Annotated in this window: 23 protein-coding genes and 1 pseudogene; 21 read left to right on the top strand and 3 right to left on the bottom strand. The window is 64.4% G+C overall.

The window, feature by feature from the left end:
• Positions 1-16 precede the first annotated feature (16 nt).
• From AC1Q6Z_RS10820 to AC1Q6Z_RS10750, 15 genes are all read left to right on the top strand, one after another.
• Positions 17-1,120, top strand: a complete 1,104-nt coding sequence (locus AC1Q6Z_RS10820) for a zinc-binding dehydrogenase (protein WP_492647770.1) — start codon at positions 17-19, stop codon at positions 1,118-1,120.
• 26 nt (positions 1,121-1,146) lie between these two features.
• On the top strand, positions 1,147-2,580 hold the full coding sequence (locus AC1Q6Z_RS10815) for an NAD-dependent succinate-semialdehyde dehydrogenase (protein WP_492647769.1): 1,434 nt from the start codon (positions 1,147-1,149) through the stop codon (positions 2,578-2,580).
• An 87-nt stretch (positions 2,581-2,667) separates the two neighbouring features.
• Positions 2,668-3,363 (top strand): acetoacetate decarboxylase family protein, encoded by a 696-nt coding sequence (locus tag AC1Q6Z_RS10810; RefSeq protein ID WP_256115186.1) that lies wholly within the window; start codon positions 2,668-2,670, stop codon positions 3,361-3,363.
• A 54-nt stretch (positions 3,364-3,417) separates the two neighbouring features.
• Positions 3,418-4,179 carry an SDR family NAD(P)-dependent oxidoreductase gene (locus AC1Q6Z_RS10805; RefSeq protein WP_492647768.1) on the top strand — a complete coding sequence of 254 codons (762 nt, stop codon included), beginning with the start codon at positions 3,418-3,420 and terminating at the stop codon, positions 4,177-4,179.
• Between the two features lie 132 nt (positions 4,180-4,311).
• Positions 4,312-5,430 carry a branched-chain amino acid ABC transporter substrate-binding protein gene (locus AC1Q6Z_RS10800; RefSeq protein ID WP_492647767.1) on the top strand — a complete coding sequence of 373 codons (1,119 nt, stop codon included), beginning with the start codon at positions 4,312-4,314 and terminating at the stop codon, positions 5,428-5,430.
• A 68-nt stretch (positions 5,431-5,498) separates the two neighbouring features.
• A complete protein-coding gene (locus AC1Q6Z_RS10795) occupies positions 5,499-6,449 on the top strand; it encodes a branched-chain amino acid ABC transporter permease (protein ID WP_492647766.1) in 951 nt (316 codons plus the stop codon).
• A gap of 3 nt (positions 6,450-6,452) precedes the next feature.
• On the top strand, positions 6,453-7,448 hold the full coding sequence (locus AC1Q6Z_RS10790) for a branched-chain amino acid ABC transporter permease (protein WP_256115182.1): 996 nt from the start codon (positions 6,453-6,455) through the stop codon (positions 7,446-7,448).
• The gene (locus AC1Q6Z_RS10785; protein WP_492647765.1) at positions 7,424-8,248 is read left to right on the top strand and encodes an ABC transporter ATP-binding protein; all 825 of its coding nucleotides are present in this window, start codon (positions 7,424-7,426) and stop codon (positions 8,246-8,248) included. The genes AC1Q6Z_RS10790 and AC1Q6Z_RS10785 overlap by 25 nt, the downstream gene beginning before the upstream one ends.
• Positions 8,187-8,888: an ABC transporter ATP-binding protein gene (locus AC1Q6Z_RS10780; protein WP_435264435.1), complete on the top strand. Its 702-nt coding sequence runs from the start codon at positions 8,187-8,189 to the stop codon at positions 8,886-8,888. Before AC1Q6Z_RS10785 ends, AC1Q6Z_RS10780 begins: the two co-directional genes overlap by 62 nt.
• Positions 8,889-8,907: 19 nt before the next feature.
• Positions 8,908-9,675, top strand: a complete 768-nt coding sequence (locus tag AC1Q6Z_RS10775) for an SDR family NAD(P)-dependent oxidoreductase (RefSeq protein ID WP_492647764.1) — start codon at positions 8,908-8,910, stop codon at positions 9,673-9,675.
• A 116-nt stretch (positions 9,676-9,791) separates the two neighbouring features.
• On the top strand, positions 9,792-10,376 hold the full coding sequence (locus AC1Q6Z_RS10770; protein WP_256115178.1) for a helix-turn-helix domain-containing protein: 585 nt from the start codon (positions 9,792-9,794) through the stop codon (positions 10,374-10,376).
• A 30-nt stretch (positions 10,377-10,406) separates the two neighbouring features.
• Entirely contained in the window at positions 10,407-11,171 is a 765-nt protein-coding gene (locus AC1Q6Z_RS10765) for an SDR family NAD(P)-dependent oxidoreductase (RefSeq protein ID WP_492647763.1), read from the top strand.
• A gap of 394 nt (positions 11,172-11,565) precedes the next feature.
• The gene (locus tag AC1Q6Z_RS10760; protein ID WP_256115176.1) at positions 11,566-11,754 is read left to right on the top strand and encodes a hypothetical protein; all 189 of its coding nucleotides are present in this window, start codon (positions 11,566-11,568) and stop codon (positions 11,752-11,754) included.
• 25 nt (positions 11,755-11,779) lie between these two features.
• Positions 11,780-13,069 (top strand): LLM class flavin-dependent oxidoreductase, encoded by a 1,290-nt coding sequence (locus AC1Q6Z_RS10755; protein WP_492647762.1) that lies wholly within the window; start codon positions 11,780-11,782, stop codon positions 13,067-13,069.
• A 176-nt stretch (positions 13,070-13,245) separates the two neighbouring features.
• The gene (locus AC1Q6Z_RS10750) at positions 13,246-14,637 is read left to right on the top strand and encodes an FAD/NAD(P)-binding protein (RefSeq protein ID WP_492647761.1); all 1,392 of its coding nucleotides are present in this window, start codon (positions 13,246-13,248) and stop codon (positions 14,635-14,637) included.
• A gap of 235 nt (positions 14,638-14,872) precedes the next feature.
• Here the strand turns inward: AC1Q6Z_RS10750 and AC1Q6Z_RS10745 are convergent, their stop codons facing one another.
• Positions 14,873-16,099, bottom strand: a complete 1,227-nt coding sequence (locus AC1Q6Z_RS10745) for a M24 family metallopeptidase (protein WP_492647760.1) — start codon at positions 16,097-16,099, stop codon at positions 14,873-14,875.
• A gap of 196 nt (positions 16,100-16,295) precedes the next feature.
• On the opposite strand from AC1Q6Z_RS10745, the gene AC1Q6Z_RS10740 reads away from it, so the two are divergent.
• The 5 genes from AC1Q6Z_RS10740 to AC1Q6Z_RS10720 all read left to right on the top strand — a co-directional run bounded on the left by AC1Q6Z_RS10740 (position 16,296) and on the right by AC1Q6Z_RS10720 (position 21,281).
• The gene (locus AC1Q6Z_RS10740; RefSeq protein WP_492647759.1) at positions 16,296-17,822 is read left to right on the top strand and encodes an ABC transporter substrate-binding protein; all 1,527 of its coding nucleotides are present in this window, start codon (positions 16,296-16,298) and stop codon (positions 17,820-17,822) included.
• A gap of 96 nt (positions 17,823-17,918) precedes the next feature.
• A complete protein-coding gene (locus AC1Q6Z_RS10735; RefSeq protein WP_492647856.1) occupies positions 17,919-18,872 on the top strand; it encodes an ABC transporter permease in 954 nt (317 codons plus the stop codon).
• Positions 18,869-19,726: an ABC transporter permease gene (locus AC1Q6Z_RS10730; protein ID WP_492647758.1), complete on the top strand. Its 858-nt coding sequence runs from the start codon at positions 18,869-18,871 to the stop codon at positions 19,724-19,726. Before AC1Q6Z_RS10735 ends, AC1Q6Z_RS10730 begins: the two co-directional genes overlap by 4 nt.
• Entirely contained in the window at positions 19,723-20,532 is an 810-nt protein-coding gene (locus AC1Q6Z_RS10725; protein WP_492647757.1) for an ATP-binding cassette domain-containing protein, read from the top strand. The genes AC1Q6Z_RS10730 and AC1Q6Z_RS10725 overlap by 4 nt, the downstream gene beginning before the upstream one ends.
• Positions 20,529-21,281, top strand: a complete 753-nt coding sequence (locus AC1Q6Z_RS10720) for an ABC transporter ATP-binding protein (RefSeq protein WP_492647756.1) — start codon at positions 20,529-20,531, stop codon at positions 21,279-21,281. The genes AC1Q6Z_RS10725 and AC1Q6Z_RS10720 overlap by 4 nt, the downstream gene beginning before the upstream one ends.
• Positions 21,282-21,331: 50 nt before the next feature.
• Here the strand turns inward: AC1Q6Z_RS10720 and ssuD are convergent, their stop codons facing one another.
• On the bottom strand, positions 21,332-22,501 hold the full coding sequence (gene ssuD, locus AC1Q6Z_RS10715; protein WP_435264446.1) for an FMNH2-dependent alkanesulfonate monooxygenase: 1,170 nt from the start codon (positions 22,499-22,501) through the stop codon (positions 21,332-21,334).
• Between the two features lie 166 nt (positions 22,502-22,667).
• A complete protein-coding gene (locus AC1Q6Z_RS10710) occupies positions 22,668-22,874 on the bottom strand; it encodes a hypothetical protein (protein ID WP_492647755.1) in 207 nt (68 codons plus the stop codon).
• Here AC1Q6Z_RS10710 and AC1Q6Z_RS10705 point away from each other — a divergent pair.
• Positions 22,855-23,582: pseudogene (locus tag AC1Q6Z_RS10705) on the top strand (aminotransferase class I/II-fold pyridoxal phosphate-dependent enzyme); the annotation flags it as partial. The gene AC1Q6Z_RS10710 and the pseudogene AC1Q6Z_RS10705 sit on opposite strands and share 20 nt — an antisense overlap.
• Positions 23,583-23,663 lie beyond the last annotated feature (81 nt).

Below are 23,663 nucleotides of genomic sequence, written 5' to 3'. Positions count from 1 at the left end.
AGGGGAGACAGTCAGTATGAAGGCCGCCGTTCTCTACACGTTCAACGAAGACCTCGTGATCGAAGACGTGCCGATCGCCGATCCGGGTGACCGCGAAGTGCTCGTGCGCATCATCGCGACCGGCGTGTGCCACAGCGACCTCAGCGCCGCGAAGGGCAAGTCGCGGCCGAAGCTGCCGATCATCCTCGGCCATGAAGCGGCCGGCATCGTCGAGCGCACCGGCTCGGCCGTCTCCAAGGTACAAAAGGGCGACCATGTCATCCTTTCCTGGGCGCCGAATTGCGGCGAGTGCTTCTATTGCCACAAGCGCCTGCCGACCATGTGCGACACCTATGGCGACGCGGCCGGTGGCGGCACACTCTGGAATGGCGCGCGCCGGCTTGGCAGCGCTGAAAAGCCCGTCAACCATTTCACCTGCGTGTCGAGCTTTGCCGAGCTTGCCGTGGTGCCGGAATCCGGCTGCTCGAAAATCGAGAAGGACATTCCCTTCGAGGTGGCCGCGCTTGTGGGCTGCGCGGTGACGACCGGTTTTGGCGCGGTGGTCAATGATGCGCGTGTCGAGGCCGGCGAGGTCGTGGGCGTGATCGGCGTCGGCGGTGTCGGCATCAACGCCATCCACGCAGCATCGGTCGCCGGTGCGGAGGCCGTCGTCGCCATCGACATCAATCCGGAGAAGGAAGGGGTCGCCCGTTCGTTCGGCGCCACCCATTTCCTGAATTCGGCGACGCAGGACGTTGCCGCCGAACTCAAGGCGCTGAGCCGCGGTCGCGGCCCGGACAGCATCATCGACTGCACGGGACGGCCAGCCGCCATCGCGCTTGCCTATGACAGCGTCCGGCTCGGCGGTTCGGTGATTTCCGTCGGCATCGCGGCCAAAGGCGAAATGGTCTCCCTGCCGGCCTCGACGCTACCCAACACCCAGAAGCGCATCATCGGCAGCAACTATGGCGGCGGCGTGCCGGAGCGGGATTTCGAGCGCATCCTCGGCCTCTACCGCGCCGGCCGTTACGATCTCGACCGCCAGGTCGGCGCGCGCGTGCCGATCGAACAGATCAATGAGGCCTTCCGCTGGCTGGAGCAGGGCGTGCTCGCGCGCACGCTCGTGTGCTTCGACCGTTGACCACCAGATTTTGAGTGAGACAGACGATGTATCCCAATACCCAACTCTTCATCGCCGGCGAATGGACCCCTGGTGCGAGCGGCGAGACGCTGCCCGTGCTCAACCCGGCGACCGGCAGCGAAATCGGTCGCGTTGCGAAGGCAACGACGGCCGACATGGATCGCGCGCTTGCTTCGGCTGCTGCAGCCTTTGAAACGTGGCGCAAGACGATGGCGCGCGACCGCGCGAAACTGCTGCACGCGGCGGCGGATAACCTGCGCGCCCGCATCGAGGACATCGCGCCGATCCTGACCATGGAGCAGGGCAAGCCGCTTGCCGAAGCGCGCTCGGAACTGCGCAATGCCGATGACGTCATCCGCTGGTTTGCGGAAGAGGCCATCCGCTCCTATGGCCGCATCATCCCGGCCCGCAAGGCCGGTGTGCAGCAGATGGTGGTGAAGGAGCCCATCGGCGTCGTCGCGGCTTTCACGCCCTGGAACTATCCGGTCGCCCAGGCGATCCGCAAGATTTGCGCGGCCCTTGCCGCCGGCTGCACCGTCATCCTCAAGGCGGCCGAAGAGGCTCCGGCCTCTTGCGCGGCGATGGTCCGCGCCTTTGCCGATGCCGGTTTTCCGGATGGGGCAATCAACCTTCTCTACGGCGTGCCGTCGGAAATCTCTGAATATCTCATTCCGCATCCGGTGATCCGCAAGGTCTCCTTCACCGGCTCCACGCCGGTTGGAAAACACCTGACGGCGCTCGCCGGCGCCCATATGAAGCGGGTGACGATGGAACTCGGCGGACACGCGCCCTACATCGTCTGCGCCGATGCGGACTTGCCGTCCGCAGTCTCGATGCTGGCCGGGCACAAGTACCACAATGCCGGCCAGGTCTGCATCGCGCCGACGCGCGTGCTGGTCGAAGAGCCAGTTTATGACAATTTCCTGGAAGATTTCGTCATCGCGGTGAAAGCGGTGCGCGTGGGTGACGGCCTCTCCGAGGGCATCGACATGGGGCCGATGGCGAACGCTCGCCGGCTCGACGCCATGGACCGACTGATCGGCGATGCCGTGGCCAAGGGCGGCCGCCTGCTGGCCGGCGGCAACCGCATCGGCAATGCCGGCTTCTTCTTCGAGCCGACGGTGCTCGCCGACGTGCCGCAGGATGCCGCGATCATGAACGAGGAACCGTTCGGCCCGGTGGCGGTCGTTAACCGCTTCAAGACGGTGGATGACGCAATCGGGGAGGCCAACCGGCTGCCCTTCGGCCTCGCCGCCTATGCCTTCACGCGCTCCCAGCGCAACGCCCTGCGTTTCAGCGAAGACATCGAGACAGGCATGCTGTCGATCAATGATTACGGCCTCGCCTATGCGGAGGTTCCCTTCAATGGCGTGAAGGATTCCGGCTATGGCTCGGAAGGTGGGCCGGAGGCCCTGGAGACCTTCCAGACGATCAAGTTTGTTTCACAGACGAATTTATGACGATCACATTAATGAAAATCTTGACAGATATTTTCATTAATGTGAAATTCAAGATGAAGCGAACATACAGGAAAGACTCCAATCCCCATGTCCCAGCAGGCCTATTCCCTTCCGCAGCGCTCGCCCCTCTATCAGGCGCCGCCGTTTGATTACAAAGCCTTCAGCAAGGTCAGCGTGTTCTGCCGTGTCGACGAGGCGGCGATCCGTGCGGCCCTGCCGGCGCAGTTCGAGCTGCGCGGCGATGTGATCGAATTCTTCATCATGGACGTGCCGGCGGGCGGCTCGCTCGGCTCCTATGCCGAAGGCGGCATCGTCGTGCCGATGAGCTACCAGGGGCGTCCGGGCGGTCACGTGCTCTATGAGATCGTCACCAATGACGACTCGATGGCTGTCGGCCGTGAGGTCTGGGGCTACCCGAAGAAGATGGGCGAGGTCGCCTGGGACGCCAGCGAGACGGCGGTAAAGGCAAAGCTTTCGCGCCGCGGCACGTCGCTGATCGAGATCGACTTCAAGGCCGACGGCCCGGCCTTCGAAAAGCCCGCGCTGCATCCACGTTTCCAGACGCGCATCATTCCCTCGCCGGAAAGTGCCGCCGTCGAAACGCAGATCATCGAGAATTCGCTCGGCCAGTCCGAAACGATCCGCCATGCGCTCGGCACGGCCGAGATCAAGATCGGCGGCAATGCAAACGATCCGTTCTCCGATTTCGAGATCCGTGAAATCGTCGGTGCGGAAATGATCGTCGCCAACTTCGTCCTCGCCTTCGGCAAGATTGTTGGCTGAAGCGCCGGATTATAGGGAACCGTACACATGATGTGTGCAAAAGCGCCCGAAAGGATGTTCAGACTCGATGGAAAGCGAGTCTTCATCACCGGTGGCGGTGGGGGCATCGGCCGTGCGGCGGCGCTGATGTTTGCCGCCTTCGGGGCGCATGTCGTGGTTCTCGATCGGGACCTTTCGGCGGCGGAAGCCGTGCGCCGGGAGGTGGCGGAGGCTGGCGGTGCGGCGACAGCCTCCGCCCTCGACGTCACGCATGAGGCCGACATCCTGGCCGTTTTCGCGACCATGGAACGCGAGGTCGGCGGTATCGACATCCTCGTCAACAATGCGGGCATCTCCATCCGGCGCCCATCGACCGAGCTTTCGCTGGAGGACTGGAACAGCGTTGTCTCGGTTAACCTGACGGGCATGTTTCTCTGCTCGCGCACGGCCGCGCGGTCCTGGATCGGCCGCGCCGTGCCGGGTGTGGTGATCAACACCGCATCGATCATGAGTTTTTCCGGCGGCGGTCTTCACCCGAACGTCTCCTACCAGTCGACGAAGGCCGGCGTGGTGAACCTCACGAGGACGCTCGCCGTCGAATGGGCCGACAACGACATTCGCGTGAATGCGGTGGCGCCGACCTGGGTCAGGACGCCGCTGATCGATCATCTGATGGCCGACCGGGAGCAGATGGACAAGATCCGCAGCCTGACCCCGCTCAAGCGTCTTGCGGAACCCGAGGAAGTGGCATCCGCCATGATCTTTCTCGCCGGTCCGGCATCGGCAATGACCACCGGCCATGTGCTGGCGGTGGACGGCGGTTATCTCGCGAAATGAGGAGGTCGAAGGAAACGTCTGGTCATCGCATGCCCAGTCACTCTGGTGAAGAATGCTACAAATAATTTCATGCAGGCGTTGCCGGGATGGGAGTTCCGTGCAACGAATCTCAACAAGCAAAAGGGGAACCTTATGAACAGAACCCGTGTACTTCTTTCCGCCGCAGCGCTGCTGTTTGCTTCCAGCGTCATGCCGGCCATGGCCGACGACATCGTGCTCGGCGGCAGCGCGCCGATGTCCGGCGCACAGGCCGAGTTCGGCCAGTCGCAGATCGACGGCGCCCAGCTCTACTTCGACCAGCTCAACGAGAAGGGCGGCATCAAGGGCAACAAGGTTGTCTTCCGCCCGCTCGACGACCGCGCCGACCCGCGCCAGGGCACGCTCGTCGCCCAGCAGTTCTGCGATGACAGCGCCGTCATCGGCGTCATCGGCCACATGAACAGCGGCGTCACCATGCCGGCCCTCGACATCTATTCCGAATGCGGCATGCCGCAGGTCGTGCCCGCGACCAATCCGGAACTGATGCGCATGGGCTTCAAGACCGTCGTGCGCCCCGTCGCCAACGACTTCATCCAGGGCGCGCTGCCCGCGAAATACGTCACCGAAAAGCTCGGCCTGAAGAATGCCGTGCTGGTGCATGACAAGACGGTGTTCGGCCAGGGCATCGCCGGCGTGTTCCAGGACAATTTCGAAAAGGGCGGCGGCAAGGTCTCCGGCACCTTCGGCACGAACCCGGAAGATGTCGATTTCTCCGCGCTGATCGCCTCGATAAAGCCGGAAAACCCGGATGTCGTCTATATGGGTGCGGGCATGCCGCAGCTGGCGCTCTTCCTCAAGCAGATGCGCGAACAGGGCCTGAAGGCCCAGTTCATCGGCCCTGACATTGGCTTCACCGTCGACTTCATTACGCAGGTGGGTGCCGCTTCCGCTGAAGGCGCGCTCATGACTTTCCAGCTTCCGCCCTACGATTCCTCGCCGGAACTGAAGGACTTCTCCGATCGCCACCAGGCCCGTTTCGGCCGGGCGCCCGGCCCCTATGCCTCGCTGGGCTTCGCCAATGCGCAGGTGATGGCCGCCGCCGTCGAGAAGGCGGAGACGCTCGACCGCGAAGGCGTGCTCGCCCAGCTGCATGGTGTGACGGTCGAAACGCTGCTCGGCCCGGTCGCCTTCGATGAAAATGGCGAAAACACCACCGCGCCGATGTACCTCTATATCGTCAAGGACGGCAAGTTCGAGCTGATCAAGCAGTAATCAGCCGGACGATTGTTCAATGGGGCCGGCGCAGCCCGTGCCGGCCCGTTGTCATAAAGGCGACCCCCTTGTTCGACTATTTTCTTCAACAGCTGATCTTCGCGCTCGCCATCGGCGCAATCTACGGATTGATCGCCCTTGGCTACACGATGGTCTATGGCGTGATGCGGCTGATCAACTTCGCCCACGGGGAGTTCTTCATGCTCGGCCCGTACGTCTATACGTTCATTTTCAGCGGGCTCATTGGCCTGGGTGGCCTGGCGCCGGTGCTGGATTCCGTCATCGCAATCGTCGCGAGCTTCGTCGTCGTCGGCCTTCTCGGCGTTGCGATCGAACGCTTCGCCTATCGGCCGCTGCGCGCCTATGGCCGTCTTGCGCCGATGCTGAGCGCGCTTGGCATGTCGATCGTCTTGCAGAGTGCCGTGCGCGTGACCGTCGGCCCGCAGCCCGTGCATTTTCCGGCCATCGTGCCCAGCGCGCCGATCGAATCCCTGGGCGGAATGGTCACGACCGTGCAGGTCGGCATCCTCGCCGCCGCGGTCCTGCTGATGGTGGGCCTCACGCTCTTCGTCAATGGCACCCGCCTCGGCATCTGGATCCGCGCGGCCTCCGAAAGCTGGACGACCTCCAGCCTGCTCGGCATCCGCGTCAATCGCGCCGTCAGCCTCGTCTTCTTCATCGGCCCCGGCCTCGGCGCCATGGCCGGCATCATGTACGCGTCCTACTACGGCATCATGCAGCCGACCATGGGCTCGGTCATCGGCCTGAAGGCCTTCACCGCGGCCATTCTTGGCGGCATCGGTTCCATTCCGGGTGCCATGCTCGGCGGCTTCCTGCTCGGCGCGATTGAAGTGTTCGGCACGGCCTTTTTGCCCATCCTGTCCTTCGGCTATATCGGCACGGAATATCGTGACGTCTTTGCCTTCGCCGTCCTCATCCTCGTTCTTCTGTTCAAGCCCGCCGGCCTGCTCGGCGAGACGGTCTCGGAAGAAACGACTGTCGCAAAGAAGGATTACTGACCCATGGGGAACTCGGTGATCGTCCGGCGGCTCGGCCTTCTCGCAGTGCTGGCGCTTTGCGTCCTGCTGCTGTCACTGGTGCCGTTCATGCCGTCCTACTATGTCCGCGTCGTGGACAGCATCCTGATCTACATCATCCTCGCCGTCGGCCTGAACCTTGTGGTCGGTTATGCCGGTCTGCTCGACCTCGGTTTCATCGCCTTCTATGCCGTCGGTGCTTATGCCTATGCGCTTCTGGCGAGCGGACAGTTCGATATCCACCTGCCGTTCATCGTGGTGCTGTTCATCGGAGCGGCAGCCGGGGCGATTGCGGGCGTACTGCTGGGTTTCCCGGTGCTGAAGCTGCGCGGTGACTATCTCGCGATCGTCACGCTCTCCTTCGGCGAAATCATCCGCATCGCCATCAACAATGCCGATGACATCACGAACGGCCCACAGGGCATTGCCGGCCTCGACCGGGCGAACCTCTTCGGCCTGCCGCTCACCAGCCCGGTACATTTCTACTGGCTGCTGCTCGTGTTGACCGTCCTCGTCTGCGCCGGCGTCTATTACATGGAGCGCTCGATCCTTGGCAAAGCCTGGCGCGCGCTTCGCGAAGACCAGGATGTGGTGCGCGGCCTTGGCATCAACACGACGACGCTCAAGCTGCTGGCCTTTGCGTTGAGTGCCGCAATCGGCGGCGCCGGCGGGGTGATCTTCGGCTCGTTCCAGCGCTTCGTCAGCCCAGAAAGCTTCACCTTCCAGGAATCGCTGCTCGTCGTGCTGATCATCATCATCGGCGGCGTCGGCAATATCGTCGGTGTCATCGCGGGTGCCGTGGTGCTCGTCGTGCTGCCGGAAGTCCTGCATTTCGCCGCGCAATACCGCCTGCTGATCTACGGCGTCGTTCTCGTCACCGTCATCGTGCTTCGCCCGGGCGGGCTCGTCTCGCCCCGCTTCAACCTCGGCTTCATCATTCGAAAGGTCCGGACCCTATGGCTCTCGCCCTCGAAAACGTAAGCAAGCATTTCGGGTCGCTCGTCGCGATCAAGAACCTGTCGCTGTCCTTCGATGTCGGTTCGATCTATTCGATCATCGGGCCGAACGGTGCGGGAAAGTCGACCGTCGTCAACATGGTCGCCGGTTCCTATAGCGTGACATCGGGCACGATAAAGCTCGGCTCTTCGGTTCTCAGCACGCTGCCGAAACACCGCATCGCCCAGCTCGGCATATCGCGCACCTACCAGAACCTCCGCCTGTTCGACGGTATGACGGTGCTGGAAAATCTCGAAGTCTGCTTCTTCCCGCAGTCGTGGCTGACTTTCCTCACCGGCGCCAAACGGCTTAGCAAGCCTGAGCGGCTCGAAATCTGCCACGCTTGCCTCGCCCAGTTCCATCTGTCGGATGTGGCGGATGTGCTGGCCGGCGACTTGCCATACGGCCGCCAGAAGATCCTCGAACTGGCGCGCGCCTTCGTCACAGAGGCGCCAATCGTGCTGCTCGACGAGCCGGCGGCCGGCCTCAACCATACCGAAACGAAGGACATGGCGGCGATGATCGCCAGCCTGAAACGCGCCGACCGGGCGATCATTCTCGTCGAGCATGACATGGACCTGGTCATGTCCATCTCGGACCGGATCGACGTCTTGAACTATGGCGAGCTGCTTTGCTCCGGCACGCCGGATCTGGTGCGCACGAACGAAAGAGTGCAGGAGGCCTACCTTGGAACCACGGAAGAACTCGACGACATCCGCAAGCTTGCTCAAAGTCGCCGGGCTCAAGGCGGGCTACGGGCGAACGCAGGTATTGTTCGGCATTGATCTGGAGGTCAATGCCGGCGAGATCGTCACGATCATCGGTGCAAACGGCGCCGGCAAGACCTCGACGCTGCGCTCCATTTCCGGCCTGACGCAGATCTATTCCGGCGAGATCGAATTCAAGGGCCGGCCGATCAAGGGCCTGCCGCCGGAGGAGATCACCCGCCTCGGCCTCGCCCACTGCCCGGAAGGGCGGCAGATCTTGCAGCGCCTGACGGTGGAGGAAAACCTGCTCGCCGGCTATATTTCGAACCGCGGGCGCAGCTTCGACGAAATACGCACCCAGGTCTACGACATGTTCCCGGTGCTCAAGGAACGACGCCATTCGCTGGCAAGCCGCATGAGCGGCGGCCAGCAGCAGATGCTGGCGATCGGCCGCTCACTGATGGCGACGCCGGAGCTTTTGATGCTGGACGAGCCCTCGCTCGGCCTTGCGCCGAAAATTATCAACCAGATTTTTGAGATCATCATCACGCTCTCGAAGTCGGGCATCAGCCTCATCGTCGTCGAGCAGAATGCCGCCGTGGCGCTCGAAATCGCCGACTATGCCTATGTCATCGATGCCGGCCGCTGCTCGGTGGAGGGCGGGGCGAACAACGTGCTCAACGACCCGGACCTCAAGGCCGCCTATCTCGGCGCTTGAGACCGGCAGGGGAGATTTAATGTCGACATTCGAGACTTCTATCCTGATCTCGGGCGCCGCCTCCGGGATCGGGCGGGCGACGGCGCTCGGGCTTGCGAAAAGCGGCGCCGCATTGACGCTGTTCGATCTCAACGCGTCGGCCTTGTCCGAAGTTGCAGACGCCTGCCGCAGCAAGGGCGCCGCCGCGCTTGAGGTGGTTGGCGACGCGTCCTCGGATGCTGACGTCGCCTCGGCGGTGGGTCGTGCAGTCGATGCGCATCGGTTTCTCTCGGCTGTGGTTGCCGCCGCCGGTGTCGCCCGGAAAGGCGACGTCACGACGCTGACCGACGAGACCTGGGCGATCACGATTGCCGTCAACCTAACCGGCCCGTTCCTTCTCGCGCGACACGCGGTGCCACATCTCTTGAAGAACGCTACCTCCGCCTTCGTCGCGGTCAGTTCCGATTCCGGTGTACGCGGCTCGCGCGGTTACGCCGCCTACAGCGCCTCCAAGCATGGCGTGGTCGGCCTGATCCGCTGCATGGCGCTCGATCATGGTCCGGACGGGCTGCGCAGCAATGTCGTCTGCCCGAGCTTCGTCGATACGCCGATGGCCGACAGCCTCTTGAAGGAGAGCGGCGGCGTCTACGATCGCGCTTTCTATGAGCGCCGCGTGCCGCTCGGCCGCTTTGCCCAGCCGGCGGAAGTGGCAGATGCCATCGGCCACTTGCTCTCGCCGCAGGCAAGTTACGCCAATGGCATGGTCTATGTGCTGGATGGCGGCACGACGGCGGGAACGTTCGGCTGAGACGCCCGTAGATGGGGACAAATTGTTTTGGGGCGGCCACAATGTTCGGTCCGTGTTGACTTCGATGAAGTATTTGCCCAGTTCCATCATTCAAGTGAACTTGTCAGGGTTTTTCAATGAGCAATCCCGTTGCCGCGCCCCAGGCCCCCGATCATGTCGGCAAGACGCTGCGTGAGCTGCGGCGGTCGCGTCGCATCACCATCCAGCAGCTTGCCGATGGGCTGAACCGTTCGACGGGCTATATCAGCCAGCTCGAACGCGGCCTGTCGCAGCCGACGCTGAAGGATCTTTATGCCGCCTGTACGATCTTTGGCGTGCCGATGAGCTGGTTCGTCGACTTGGAGGAAAAGCAGCCGGAGGCTGAGCGGGAAAAGGACATTGTCGTGCGCGGCGGCCAGCGCCGCTTCATGCTGCACCGGGGCGCACGTACCGAGCTTCTGACGCCGCAACTCGATTCCGACGTCGAATTCATGATGTCGACCTTCGAGCCCGGCCTGGAGACGGAACCCAAGAACGTGCCGACGGCCGGCGCCGAATATGGCTACATCCAGAAAGGGCGGCTCGAACTCTGGGTGGACGAGGAAAAGTTCGAACTCTTCGAAGGCGACAGCTACCGCTTTAACCGCTCCTCGACTTACCGCTCGCGCAACCCATCGAAAACCGAGCCGGCCATCATCATCTGGGTCGGCGTCTACAAATAGGCGGCGTCCGCCGCGGCAGATAGGGTAGCCATGACATCGTCTCTCCTCGATCCGGCCGCCTTCGCGGGCAAGGTTGCCTTCGTATCCGGCGCCGCTTCCGGCATCGGCGCGGCGACGGCCCTCCGGCTTGCCGATCTCGGCGCAAAACTCGTTCTCGCTGACCGGGACGGTGATCGGCTTGCCGCCTTCGCCGCGACTTTGAGCTCCGACGACGTCCTCCCTCTTGAACTCGACGTCGCGTCGTTTGCAAGCGTCGAGGCGGCGGTCGCGCGGGGCGTCGAACATTTTGGCGGCCTCGATCTCGCGGTCAACTCCGCCGGCATCGATCTGCCGCGCTGCGAGACCGCGCAATATCCGGCCGAGCAATGGGACAGGATCATCGCGGTGAACCTCACCGGCGTGTTCAACGCGGTCCGCCATCAGATTCCGGCGATGCTCAAACGCGGCGGCGGCTCCATCGTCAATGTCGCCTCCATCATGGGGTTTCGCGGCTTTGCCGGCCAGCCTGCCTATACCGCGGCCAAACACGGCGTCATCGGCTTCACAAAGGCGGCTGCACTCGACCATGCGGGGCAGCGTATCCGCATCAACGCCGTCGCCCCGGGCTTTATCGACACGCCGCTGCTCGGCCATCTGAGCGACGAAAAGCGGCAGGCCGCAGCAGCCCTTCATCCCATGCAGCGCGTCGGGCAGGCGGACGAAATCACCAACGTCATCCTCTTCCTGCTCTCGGATGCCGCGTCCTTCGTGACTGGCGCCTGTTTCGAAGCTGATGGCGGTTATCTGGCGAAATGAATTGAGCGGACCGAGCATCGTTCGGCTGTCTATTCCATCGCGGAGCGCCTTGACGGCTGCGCCCCAATGCCGGTGCGCGGTAAAAAAAGACGCTGCGTAAGCAGCATCGAGAAAATATCTTCCTATCGTGAACGGCAAAATGGAGAATGTTGGATTTTTCTTCCGTCGCTTCGGCATTTTAGCTTGAGCGGAATTGGTGAAAATAGTACATATAAATTATAGAGTATCGGCCCGACAATCGCGGAGAAGACAGGATGACCACTTCCGTTTTGATGCCCGTGGCCGATGGTCGTGGCGCTGTTGTCCGCTGGTCGTGTCGTGCTTGCCTTCGCGTTGGATGTGCCTCTTAAAGCCCTTTCGGGCGTTTCAGCGATAGAGCGGGACGTATTGCATCATGAACAAGCAGACCATTGAATATGCGGGCGTGCCCGTCGGGATAGCGGTGCCGGAAGATGGCCTGTTTCGGTTCATCGCCGTCAAATTTCACGTCTTCGACCTGGATCAGCGCCGGTTTGCGACCCTCGGCCAGCTGAGCGGGGCGGTCCATTCCCATCTGTCGACGGGTGAGCGGCTTGCGGCCTGAAAAGAGGTTGCATCTTGGTGCCTTCATGCGCCCGGTCAGCCTCCACACGGGCGCATGGCGCTATCCGGGGGCCTATCCGGACGCCAACTTCAATTTCCAGCACCTCAAATCCTTCGCGCTGAAGCTTGAGGCCGCGAAGTTCGACGCTTTTTTCATGGCGGACCATCTCGCGGTGCTGAACATGCCGATCGAGGCGCTGCGCCGCAGCCATACCGTCACGTCGTTCGAGCCGTTCACGCTGCTCTCGGCGCTCGCCTCGGTGACCGAGCGGATCGGCCTAGTGGCGACCGCGTCCACCACCTTCGAGCAGCCCTATCATATCGCCCGGCGGTTCGCCTCGCTCGACCATATCAGCGGGGGCCGGGCGGGGTGGAACATCGTCACGACCTCGAACCCGGATGCCGCGTGCAATTTCGGGCTGGACGATCATGTGGAGCATGGAGAGCGCTACACGCGGGCGCGAGAATTTTTCGACGTCGTGACCGGCCTGTGGGACAGTTTCGCCGATGACGCCTTCATCCGCGATGTCGAAAGCGGCCTGTTCTTCGATCCCGAACGCTTGCACGTTCTCGACCATTCCGGACCGGAACTGAAGGTTCGCGGTCCGCTCAACATTGCGCGGCCACCGCAGGGCTGGCCGGTCATCGTGCAGGCGGGACAGTCGGAGCCGGGGCGGCAGCTTGCGGCGGAGACGGCCGAGGTCGTCTTCTGTTCGCCGCGCGATCTTGCCGCCGGCCGCAGCCTCTACGCCGACATCAAGGGGCGGCTTGCCGCCGTCGGCCGCGAGCGCGACGCGTTGAAGATCCTGCCGGCCGCCTTCGTCGTCATCGGCGATACGGTCGAGGAGGCGCGGGCAAAGCGCCTGACGCTCGATAGCCTCGTGCATTACGAGAGCGCGATCGCGTCGCTCTCCATCGCGCTCGGCCATGATGCTTCGGGCTTCGAACCGGATGCGCCGCTGCCGCCGATCCCGCAGACCAATGCCAGCAAGACCGGCCGCGCGCAGGTGTTGAAACTCGCCGAGGAAGAGGGGCTGACGGTGCGCCAGCTCGCCCAGCGCCATGGCGGTTACGCCGGACTGGCCTTCGTCGGCACGGTCGAGGCCGTGGCGGACGAGATGGCTGCATGGCTGTGGGAAGAGGGTTCGGACGGCTTCAACGTCGTCTTCCCCTATCTGCCGCAGGGCCTTGACGACGTTGTCGAAAAGCTGGTGCCCGAACTGCAGCGGCGCGGTCTTTTCCGCAGCGATTACGAGGGCACGACCTTGCGCGAGCACCTCGGGCTTTCCCGCCCGCAGAACCGGTTTTTCGCCTAGGCAGGGCCGGCTCGCCCGCGGCGCGCGGTCCGCAATTGAGCGGATATCTTGAAAATCGCCCTTGCTTTCGCCGTCCTAATTCTATTGTTTTGGTAGAGATATGCCGTGTCACGGCGCGCCCGCAGGGGCCGCCGATGGAAGACCGCCTGGTGCAAATGCAGGAAAGGAGCCGACCGATGACGCTTGTGCCCGCCCAATTCTCATCGCCCTCGCCGCAGGCCGGCTCGCTTGTGAGGATCGCCATCGTCGGCCGGGGTTTCACCGGCCTCATGACGGCGATCGCCCTGCTCAAGGCGTTCCACGGGCCTTTTCATCTCGTGCTCTACGATCCCTATCCCAAGATCGATGGCGGGGAGGCTGCCGGCCGCTCCGCCTCGACGCTGCTCAACAGCCGCGTCCGCGACCTCTCGATCGATCCGGCGGCACGGGAGGATTTCCGGCGGTGGCTCGAAACCGACGATGTCTGGCGCGAGCGCGCGGCGTCGCCTGCCGGCAATGTCGACCATGCCTTCGTTCCGGGGGAGGTCTTCAGCGCCTATGTCTACCAGCGCTTCTCCGAGGCCCTGCGCGAGCGGACGGATGTCATGGTGCAGGTCCGCGCCGACAGCGTGACGGCGATTGGGCGGCATCCGGGGGGCGGCTTCTCGGCTCTTTCCAGTGACGGCCAGACGCGGTTCGATGCGATCTTCCTGGCGACCGGCTACGGCCTGCGCGACGGCGCCGACTGTGCCCCCACCCAGGGCAGCGTCGGGGAGGCGCTGGTGATCGGTGGAGGCGTCCATGCCGTCAATCGCGCGCTGAGGCTGCTCGCGGCAGGCGAGGCATCCCACGTCACGCTGATCTCGGCTTCTGGCTTCCTGCCGCAGCCGCATACCTCTTCCGCCGTCGGGGCCGTGACCTCCGACCGGCCCTTCCCGCACACGCTGCGCGGTGCCTTCCGCTATCTGCGCGAAGCGGCGAACAGGGCGGCAGCGGAGGGGTCCGGCTGGCAGGGGATCATGAACGACTTCCGCCAGCGCGCCCGCGCCCTCTGGCAGGGGCTAACGCCGGATGAACGCCGCCGCTTCAAGCGCCATGTGAAGCCGATCTACGACAGCCATCGCAATCGCCTGCCGCCGGGCCAATACGAGCGCCTGCACCGGGCGATCGCCGGCGGTGCCATCACGGTGCGCAAGGGCAAGGTCGAGCGCATCGCGACGAATGGCGTGCTGCTTTCGACGGCCGTGGGGCTTCAGGTCCTGCCCGCGGACCGGACGATCGATTGTCGCATCCGGCCGACCGATCTGGATTCGCCGCTGTTTCGCGCGCTGATCGCCGGAAACCTGGTGCAGCGCGACGAACTCGAACTCGGCATCTTCGTCGACCGCGCGGGCCGGGTGATCGTCGAGCCGGAAATCTTCGAGGGGCTTTTCGCGATGGGGCCGCTCGGCCTCGGAAGCCTTCCGGATATCGACCTCGTTCCGGAAATCGTCGTGCAGGCCTATGCGGCAGCCGAGGCTCTGGCCGCATCGCTTCAGGGCGCGCAAACGCGCAATGGCGGGCCTCCGGCCGGTCGGAACGAAGGGTAGGAGCCGTTTGCGCAGCGGCCGGCAAGAGCCGGCCGTTTCACGCGTACCGGCCCTAGCGGCCTTGGGCACCGTCACAATGCGAGTGAATCATCGAATAGACCCAAGCTCGACCGCGCTGCTGACAGCTATGCCGTGCCTTTCCGCGTGCCCGCATCTATCAATTAAGAAGGAAAGTAATTCCGAATTCGGGGCGAGGCCTGAAAGAATGTCGCCGCCCTTGGCATCTGGAGCGGTTTCAACCGAGCGAGACGAGTTCGCGCGGCAGCCGGTTCATGGTTTGCGCGCCCTCCGGCGTGATCAGGAACTGTTCCTCGATCATCAGCGCGCCGATGCCATTGGCATAGAACGGCGCTTCGAGGGCGAGCACCATGCCGGGTTCGATAACGATCCCGTTGCCGTGGGAGAGGAAGGGCCATTCCTCGATGCCGGCGGCCGCGCCGACGGAATGGCCGAAATGGCCGCGGTAATATTCCCGGAAACCATGCCGGCGCATGGTCGACAGCATGGTTTCATGCACCTCTGCGAAGCGGCGCCCGGGTTTCAAAACCCCGACGCCGGCGAGGAATGTCTCCAGCAGCGCCTTGTAGATGTCCTCGGCAAGCGGCGAGGCCTTGCCCCAGACGAAGGTCCGTGCCCCGTCGGAGGAATAGCCATCGACCAGCGTGCCGACATCGGCCTTGATGAGGTCGCCTTCGCCCAGAGACGCACCGGCATCCTGCAGGTCGGGGCCGATGGAGATATAGTCCCAATGGCCGGACAGCCCGTGTCCGCCTTCAACGGCGGCCTGGCGCGCGCCGGAAAGCCATGCCGCCGAAAGCTCCGCCACGCGAACGCCGGGCCTTGCTGTGCGCATAAGGCTTTCGAGCCCCGCCTCGGCGCAGTGCGCCGCCTTGCGCAGCCGGTCGATCTCCCGGGCGTTCTTAATGAGGCGCAGGCGCCGCAGCGCGTCGGACGCATCGCGCCAGTCGACACCGGGGATAGTGGCCTTCAGCCGGGCGAAATCGGCGGCGGGCATGAAATCGAGGTCGACGCCGAGCGCGGCTTTGGAAAGCCCGTGTTCTGCGAGGAGGTCCGCCAGAAGCCGGAAGCAGGCCGCCTGGTCGAAGGTTTCCGGGCGGGGGCCGACATTGCCGCTGTCGCGATAGGCCGCATCGATATCGGCAATCGAGCCGGCGCCTTGGACGGTCACGCCATCGATCCAGATGCGGTGGGTGCGGATATCGATCGTCCCGCCCAGGGTCTTTGCGCCCTGCGCGGCATGGTCGCTCATGACCGCGGCGAGCCGTTCCGTCGCCTGCGCAGGCACCAGGGCGATGGCCGAGCCGGCGCGGCCCCACATGGTGGCGACGCCCGGCTGAAGGCCGGTCGCGTAGCGAAATGCTTCCGGCCGGAACAGCACCATGCCGTCCAGCCCGTCCGATGCCAGCAGGGCCTCGGCCCTCGTGCGGTCCATGTCGCCCATTCGTTCCTCGTTCCCATCCTTATGCCGCCCGGCCGCGGGCGCGAAAACTATCCATGGATTTGGCGATCGTTGAAAGACAATTCCCTTTAAATTCCGCAAATTGGAGTGGAACCGGATATCGCGTGGCACCGAGGATACGTACAATCCCCGCCCATGATGGGCCTTTGCATCGGCCCGCTTGAAACAGGAGAACGAGATGAGCGGTTTTGAAACCCGCAACCAGGCGGCAGGGCGCAGCAACCGGGCTGTGACGACGGCACTTGCCGCCGTTCTCGCTATGGGAGCCTTCGGCCACGCGCTTGCCGCGGAGAGCGATCCGGACGCGACCGTCAATATCGGCTCGCTCTACGAGCCGCAGAACCTCGACAACACCGCGGGCGCCGGCCAGGGCATCAACGAAGCCTTCAACGGCAATGTCTACGAGGCGCTGTTCCGCCTGACGGATGCCGGCACGGTGGAGCCGGTGCTTGCGAAGGACACCAAGGTCAGCGAGGACGGCCTGACCTATACATTCACGCTGCAACCGGGCGTGACCTTCCATTCCGGCGCGCCGCTGACGGCTAAGGACGTGAAATTCTCGATCGAGCGGGTCACCGCCGAAGCCTCGAAAAGCTCGCGCAAGAACAGCCTGAAAACCATCGCCGGCATCGAGACGCCGGATGATGCGACGGTGGTCGTGAAGCTTGCCGCGCGCTCGATCTCGCTGCCCTACAATCTCAGCTATGTCTGGGTGGTCAACGACGAGGCGACGGACCTTCAGGCGAAGGAAGACGGCACCGGCCCCTACGCGCTCCAGGAATGGCGTCGCGGCTCGTCGCTGGCGATCGCCCGTTTTGACAAGTACTGGGGCGAGAAGCCGAAGAACGGCGAGGTCGTCTTCCAGTATTTCACCGAGGCGACGGCGCTGAACAACGCGCTGCTCACCGGCTCGGTCGATATCATCACCTCCGTGCAGAGCCCGGATTCGCTGGCGCAGTTCAAGGACAATCCGGAATTCACCGTCAGCGAAGGCAAGTCCACGACGAAGCTGCTGCTCGCCTATAACGACCGTGTCGCGCCCTTCGACAATGTGAAGGTTCGTAAGGCGCTCGCCCGCGCCATCGACGACGAGAAGCTGCTGAAGGCCGTGTGGGGCGACTACGGTACGCTGATCGGCTCCTTCGTGCCGCCGACCGATGCATGGTATGCCGACCTGACGAAGGTCGACGCCTATGATCCGGAAAGCGCCAAGGCGCTGCTCAAGGAAGCGGGTTATCCCGACGGCTTCACCTTCACCATCGATACGCCGAATTACGACCCGCATCCGATTGCCGCGCAGTTCATCCAGAGCGAGCTGGCCAAGATCGGCGTGAAGGTCGAGATCAACGTCATCACGGCCAACGAATGGTACACCAAGATCTACAAGGCGCATGACTTCCAGGCGACCTTGCAGGAGCACGTCAACCACCGCGACATCGTGTTCTACGGCAACCCCGATTTCTACTGGGGCTACAACAATCCGAAGGTCGTGGACCTGATCAAGCAGGCGGAATCCAGCGCCACGGACGCCGAGCAGGCCGAAAAGCTCAAGGAAGCCAACACGATCATCGCTGAGGATGCGGCCAGCAACTGGTTCTACCTCTATCCGCAGATCGTGGTGTCGAAGGCGACGGTCACCGGCTATCCGCTGAATGGCCTGAACTCGCAGTTCTTCGCCTACGGCATCACCAAGGCAGCCGAGTAACCGCCCACCCGCAAGCGGCATGCTCGACACGATACGCCGCCTGACCTATGGTCCGGCGGCGTCCGCGCTTGAGAGGTCAAGACCATACGTTCCTACATACTCCGCCGCTCCGCCATCCTGGCGCTGTCGGTCGTCATTGCCGCCGTCATCCTGTTCGCGCTGCTGCGCCTCCTGCCGGGCGATCCCGCCAATGCGCTGGTCTCCGTGGGTGCCGACGCGGCGCAGATCGAGGCCGCCCGCAAGCAGGTGGGCTCGGACCTGCCGCTTTACGAACAGTTCCTGCGTTTTGCCGGAAACCTCGCGCGCTTTGATCTCGGCAATTCCTTCGTCAGCGGTGCGCCGGTGCTTGAAGAGATCGGCAAGCGCCTCGTCGTCACCGTGCCGCTGACGCTGCTCGCCTTCCTCGTCGCCGCCGCCATTGCCGTGCCGCTCGGCATCCTCTCGGTCGTGCGCCAGAACCGGTGGTATGGCGGGCTGATCTCCGTCGTCTCCCAGCTCGGCATCGCCATTCCGGTGTTCTGGATCGGCATCCTGCTGGCCACGGTCTTTGCGGTCAATCTGCGGCTATTTCCCTCCGGCGGCTTCCCCTCGCGCGGCTGGCAATCCACGGGTGCGGCCTTCCAGGCTCTTGTGCTGCCGGTCGCGACCATCGCCATCGTCATGTCGGCCTCGCTCATCCGCTACGTGCGCTCGGCGACGCAGGACGTGCTCGGCAGCGATTACCTGCGCACCGCCCGCGCGCTCGGCGCCACCTTTTCCGAGGCGCTGGTTCATCACGGCATCCGCAACGGCGCGGTACCGGTCATTTCCGTACTCGGCATCGAGCTCGCCTCCACGCTGCTCGGCGCCGTGGTGGTGGAGCGCGTGTTCGCCTTGCCGGGCCTCGGCTCCATGCTGCTGCTCGGCATAGAGCAGCGTGATTATCCCAATGTGCAGGGCGTGCTTTTCGTCTCCACGCTGCTGGTGCTGCTGGTCGGCTTTGCCGCCGATCTCATCCAGCGGCTGATCGATCCCCGCCTGCGCGGCCGCGTGACCGGAGGTGGGGCATGAGCGACACTCTTGCCGCCAGCGATGGCGCACATCCAAAATCCTCCATGCCCTGGCCGCTCATGGTCGGCGGCCTGCTGGTCGGCCTGCATCTGGTGATCGCGCTGCTCTCGCTCGTCTGGACGCCCTATGCGGTGGGCGACATGGTCGGGGGGCGTCTCGAAGGCCCCTCCTTCGTCCATTGGGCGGGCACGGACCGGCTCGGCCGCGACCTGATGACCCAGATCATGATCGGTTCGCGCATCGCGCTCGTCGTCGGCTGCGGGGCGGTGGCGCTCGGCGCGCTGATCGGCGTCACCATCGGGGTGCTCGCCGCCTTCGCCACGCGCACGCTCGACGACGTGCTGGCCGCAGCACTCGACATCCTGATCGCTTTCCCGACGCTGTTGCTCGCCATGCTGATCGTCGCCTCCAGCGATGGCGCCAGCCTGTGGACCGCGATCCTCGCCATCGGCATTGCCGGATCGGCCATCGTGGCGCGGCTGACGCGCATCCTCGCCAAGCGCATCCTCTCCATGGACTACATCACGGCGGCGCGCATTTCCGGCACCTCCTCGCCGGGCATCGTGCGCATCCATGTGCTGCCGAACATCTGGCCGACGCTGATCGTCAATTTCGCCCTGCAATTCGGCCTTGCGGTCATCGCCGAAGCCTCGCTTTCCTATCTCGGGCTTGGCGCGCCGCCGCCCAATGCCTCTTGGGGCAGGCTTCTCCAGGAGGCGCAGGCCTCCGTCTACACCGCGCCGTTCGGGGCCATCGCCCCTGGCCTTGCGCTGGTGTCGTTGGTCATCGGCCTCAACCTGTTCGCCGACGGCCTGCGCGAGGCCGCCGACCCCACCCGCAGGAGGAGCCGGTGAGCACCTTGCTGTCCGTCGAGGACCTCCAGATCCGCACCGCCGGGCGCCCGCTCGTGTCCGGCATTTCCTTTTCCATCGCTGCCGGCGAAAGGGTCGGCCTCATCGGCGAATCCGGCTCGGGCAAGTCGCTGACGGCGCTCGCCGTGCTGGGCCTTCTGCCGGACACCATGCGCGTCACCGGCTCGATCACCCTCGACGGTCACCCGGTCATCGGCGCGCGTGACCGCGATCTCGTTCCCCTGCGCGGCCGCAGCGTCGCGGCGGTATTTCAGGAGCCCATGACGGCGCTCGATCCCTTGATGCGGATCGGCGACCAGGTGGCGGAGGTGGTTCGCCGCCGGGCATCGCGGGACGGCACGAAGCCGGGCAGGGCGGAGGTTACGTCGCGCGTCCTTGCCCTCCTGGAGCGTGTCGCCCTGCCGGAGCCCGCGCGCATCGCCCGCGCCTATCCGCATGAGATTTCCGGCGGCCAGCGCCAGCGTGGTGCCATTGCCATGGCGCTCGCCTGCCGGCCGAAGCTGCTGATCGCCGACGAACCGACCACAGCCCTCGACGTGACCACGCAGGCCGAAATCCTGAAGCTGCTGGAGACGGTGGTGCGAGACGAGGGCATGGGTCTGCTCTTCATTAGCCATGACCTCCCGGTGGTGGCGACCGTGGCGGAGCGGGCGCTGGTGATGCGTCATGGCGCGCTGATCGAGGAGGGGCCTGTCGGCACGCTCTTCGGCCGGCCTGCCCATCCCTATACAGAGGGCCTGGTCGCGGCCGCCCGCGCCTTCGATGCTGCGCTGGAGTTTGCACCATGACGCTTCTCGCCTTGTCCGGCGTTTCCTTCTCCTATGGCAGGGGCAGCAGGGTGCTGCAGGATATCGACCTTGCCGTCGAGGCCGGCAGCAATCTCGGCATCGTCGGAGAGTCCGGCTCGGGCAAGACCACCATGCTGAAGCTGCTGCTCGGGTTGGAGCGCGCGTCGTCCGGCACGGTTTCGTTCCGCGGCGAGCGGCTAGACGCCGCCGATCGCAGCTTCATGCGCGGCTTTCGCCGCAGCGTGCAGGCGGTCTTCCAGGATCCCTATTCTTCGCTCGATCCGCGCCAGCGCGTGTTCGACATCATCGCCGAGCCGTTGCGCTCCCTGAAGATCGAGACCGATATCGCCGCCGCCGTCGAACAGGCGTTGCGGGATGTGGACCTGCCGGCGGATGCGGCGCGGCGCTATCCGCACGAGTTTTCCGGCGGCCAACGCCAGCGCATCGCGATTGCGCGGGCGATCGTCGCCGATCCCGACCTGATCATTGCCGACGAGGTGGTGAGCGCGCTGGACCTGACGACCCGCACGCGCATCATCGACCTGCTTCGCAACCTGTCGGCGCGCATGACCTTCGTCGTCGTTTCGCATGACATCGCGCTCGTCGCCCTGCTGTGCGAACGGCTGGTCGTGCTGGAAAAGGGCAGGATCGTTGAGCAGGGGGCAACGCGCGATATCCTCGCGCGCCCGGCCCACCCCTATACAAGGCAATTGCTGGCCAGCACGCCGAGGATGCCGGAGCGCGCGTGATCAGTTAAGGCCGGTCCGCCGGGCGGCGAACCGGAATTATCACCTGACGGCTAGGACGCCGAGGTCAGCTTGACGTTGCCGCCATGGCCGCCGCCGCCGAAGACCTGGCGGTCGCCGAAGGAGGCGCGCAGCTGGCCGCGCGGGCCGGGAAGGCCGAGTTCCGGGAAGAGCAGCTCGGAAACCCGGTAGGCCTCTTCCACATGCGGATAGCCGGAGGCGATCACCGTATCGATGCCGAGTGCCTGGTATTCGCGCAGCCGCGCGGCGACCGTCTTGGGCGAGCCGACAAGTGCGGTGCCCGCACCGGAACGCACGAGGCCGATGCCGGCCCACAGGTTCGGCGACACTTCCAGCTTGTCGCGCCGGCCGTTGTGCAGGGCCACCATGCGCGCCTGGCCGACGGAGTCGGAATTCTTGGTCAGCACCTCCTGCGCCGAGGCGATGGCCTCGTCCGAAAGCCGGGAAATCAGCCGGTCGGCGGCTTCCCATGCCTCGTCGTCGGTCTCGCGGACGATGAAATGCAGGCGGATGCCGAAGGTGGCCTCGCGGCCCTTGGCGGCGGCGACCTTGCGGGCATGGGCGATCTTTTCCCCGACCTGTGCCGGCGGTTCGCCCCAGGTCAGGTACTTGTCGACGAGGCCGCCGGCAAAATCGATCGCCGCTTCGGAGGAGCCGCCGAAATAGATCGGCGGGCGCGGCTGCTGGACGGGCGGCAGGCCGAGCTTGGCGTCGATCGCCTTGATGTACTTGCCGTCGAGCGTCGAGCGGCCGGTCTCGATCAACTCGTTGAAGACCTGGAAGAATTCGCTGGCGTGGTCGTAGCGCTCGTCATGCGGCAGGAAGATGCCGTCGCCGGCAAGCTCCTGCGAACTGCCGCCGACCACGATGTTGAGCAGCAGGCGCCCATTGGAGACCCGGTCGAGCGTCGCGGCGAGGCGCGCATAATAGGCCGGTGTCGCTGTGCCGGGGCGGATCGCCACGAGGAATTTCAGCTTTTCCGTGCGCGCGGCAAGGTCGGCGGCCAAAACGAAGGATTCCTCGCAGGCCGCGCCGACCGGAATGAGCACTCCCGAATAGCCGAGACGGTCGACGGCGACCGCGATCTCGCGGAAATAGCCCGGATCCGGCGGGCGGCTGAGTTCGTCCGAACCGAGGTAGGAACCATCGCCGGAACTCGGGATGAACCAGAGGAAATCGAGGGGCTGGTCGGGCTTGGTCATGACATGTCTTCCTGCCGGGGCGGCTGCCGATCATCTGGAGAGCCCCCGCCTGCCGGAGGGCAAGTGGAGCTCCGCGTAAAATAATAAATTCTATAGTTTCTGTAAGGAAATCTATTCTCTTGTGGCGCGCTTGCAAGGATTATTCATCGCGCTCCCCATCGCCCCGTCATGCCTGGCGCCGGCCGGACTGCAGCCTGCGCTCCCGCCATTGGCTGTAGCGGGAGGCTGCAAAGCAGATGACGAAATAGACGGCCGCGACGACGAGATAGGCCTCGTTGTAGAAGCCGAGCCATTTGGGATCGGCGGCGGGGGCGCGGGCGGCGTTGAGCAGGTCGAAAATGCCGATGAAGGCCAGCAGCGATGCCGCCAGCACGCTCTTCGCGCTGGAAGCCGCAGGCCCTCTCTACACCCGCGTCTCTAACCCGACGCAGGATGCCTTCGAGCGGCGTCTCGCCGAGCTGGAAGGCGGGGCGGCAGCGCTGGCGCTCTCCTCTGGCTAGGCAGCCTCTGCCTATGCGATCCTAAGTGGCGCGGGCGGGCGACAACATCGTCAGCGCTGCCGGCCTCTATGGCGGCACCTGGACGTCGTTCGCCGCGACGCTGAAAAGCTTCGGTATCGAAACGCGCTTCGTCGACGCATCGGACCCGGAAGCCTTCGAGACGGCGACGGACGAGCGTACCCGCGCCTATTATGCGGAATCCTTGCCGAACCCGAAGCGGGAGGTCTTCCCGATCGCCGAGTTCGCCGCCATCAGCCGCGCGATCGTCGACAGCGGCACCTTCCCCTGGGTCGAGCATGCCGAGCGCCAGCCGAACCTCAACGAGCCCGATCCGAGTTACCAGGACAAGACTTGGATCGAGAAGGCCGCGACGATCGCCTTCCATCCCTACATCCCGCGCCGTCCTGCTGCGCGATCTTGGCGCGGCGATCAGCCAGCAGAACGCCTTCCAGTTCATCCAGGACCTGGAGACGTCGCCGCTGTGCCTGCGCCAGAACAATGAGAATGCCGTGAAGGTCGCGGAATACCTCAAGGGCCACGCGAAGGTGGAGCGGGTGATCTTCCCGAAATTCCAGGACGGGACAACGCAGGTATTTGAGTCCCGCAAACGCTACTCTCGCCGTCAGTTCCACGCGTGACGGGCCTTTTCCCGTTCACGACAG

Source organism: Shinella sp. GW835-FHT14H05 (genome assembly GCF_058793575.1).
Note: the sequence above shows the minus strand (reverse complement) of the source record. Positions and strands in the feature narration are given on the sequence as shown.

Bases quoted from the DNA above. Each gene is read 5' to 3' on its own strand.
- AC1Q6Z_RS10820 (WP_492647770.1), top strand. From the start codon at position 17: ATGAAGGCCGCCGTTCTCTACACGTTCAACGAAGACCTCGTGATCGAA.
- AC1Q6Z_RS10815 (WP_492647769.1), top strand. From the start codon at position 1,147: ATGTATCCCAATACCCAACTCTTCATCGCCGGCGAATGGACCCCTGGT.
- AC1Q6Z_RS10810 (WP_256115186.1), top strand. From the start codon at position 2,668: ATGTCCCAGCAGGCCTATTCCCTTCCGCAGCGCTCGCCCCTCTATCAG.
- AC1Q6Z_RS10805 (WP_492647768.1), top strand. From the start codon at position 3,418: ATGTTCAGACTCGATGGAAAGCGAGTCTTCATCACCGGTGGCGGTGGG.
- AC1Q6Z_RS10800 (WP_492647767.1), top strand. From the start codon at position 4,312: ATGAACAGAACCCGTGTACTTCTTTCCGCCGCAGCGCTGCTGTTTGCT.
- AC1Q6Z_RS10790 (WP_256115182.1), top strand. From the start codon at position 6,453: ATGGGGAACTCGGTGATCGTCCGGCGGCTCGGCCTTCTCGCAGTGCTG.
- AC1Q6Z_RS10785 (WP_492647765.1), top strand. From the start codon at position 7,424: ATGGCTCTCGCCCTCGAAAACGTAAGCAAGCATTTCGGGTCGCTCGTC.
- AC1Q6Z_RS10775 (WP_492647764.1), top strand. From the start codon at position 8,908: ATGTCGACATTCGAGACTTCTATCCTGATCTCGGGCGCCGCCTCCGGG.
- AC1Q6Z_RS10770 (WP_256115178.1), top strand. From the start codon at position 9,792: ATGAGCAATCCCGTTGCCGCGCCCCAGGCCCCCGATCATGTCGGCAAG.
- AC1Q6Z_RS10765 (WP_492647763.1), top strand. From the start codon at position 10,407: ATGACATCGTCTCTCCTCGATCCGGCCGCCTTCGCGGGCAAGGTTGCC.
- AC1Q6Z_RS10760 (WP_256115176.1), top strand. From the start codon at position 11,566: ATGAACAAGCAGACCATTGAATATGCGGGCGTGCCCGTCGGGATAGCG.
- AC1Q6Z_RS10755 (WP_492647762.1), top strand. From the start codon at position 11,780: ATGCGCCCGGTCAGCCTCCACACGGGCGCATGGCGCTATCCGGGGGCC.
- AC1Q6Z_RS10750 (WP_492647761.1), top strand. From the start codon at position 13,246: ATGACGCTTGTGCCCGCCCAATTCTCATCGCCCTCGCCGCAGGCCGGC.
- AC1Q6Z_RS10745 (WP_492647760.1), bottom strand. From the start codon at position 16,099: ATGGGCGACATGGACCGCACGAGGGCCGAGGCCCTGCTGGCATCGGAC.
- AC1Q6Z_RS10740 (WP_492647759.1), top strand. From the start codon at position 16,296: ATGAGCGGTTTTGAAACCCGCAACCAGGCGGCAGGGCGCAGCAACCGG.
- AC1Q6Z_RS10730 (WP_492647758.1), top strand. From the start codon at position 18,869: ATGAGCGACACTCTTGCCGCCAGCGATGGCGCACATCCAAAATCCTCC.
- AC1Q6Z_RS10720 (WP_492647756.1), top strand. From the start codon at position 20,529: ATGACGCTTCTCGCCTTGTCCGGCGTTTCCTTCTCCTATGGCAGGGGC.
- ssuD (WP_435264446.1), bottom strand. From the start codon at position 22,501: ATGACCAAGCCCGACCAGCCCCTCGATTTCCTCTGGTTCATCCCGAGT.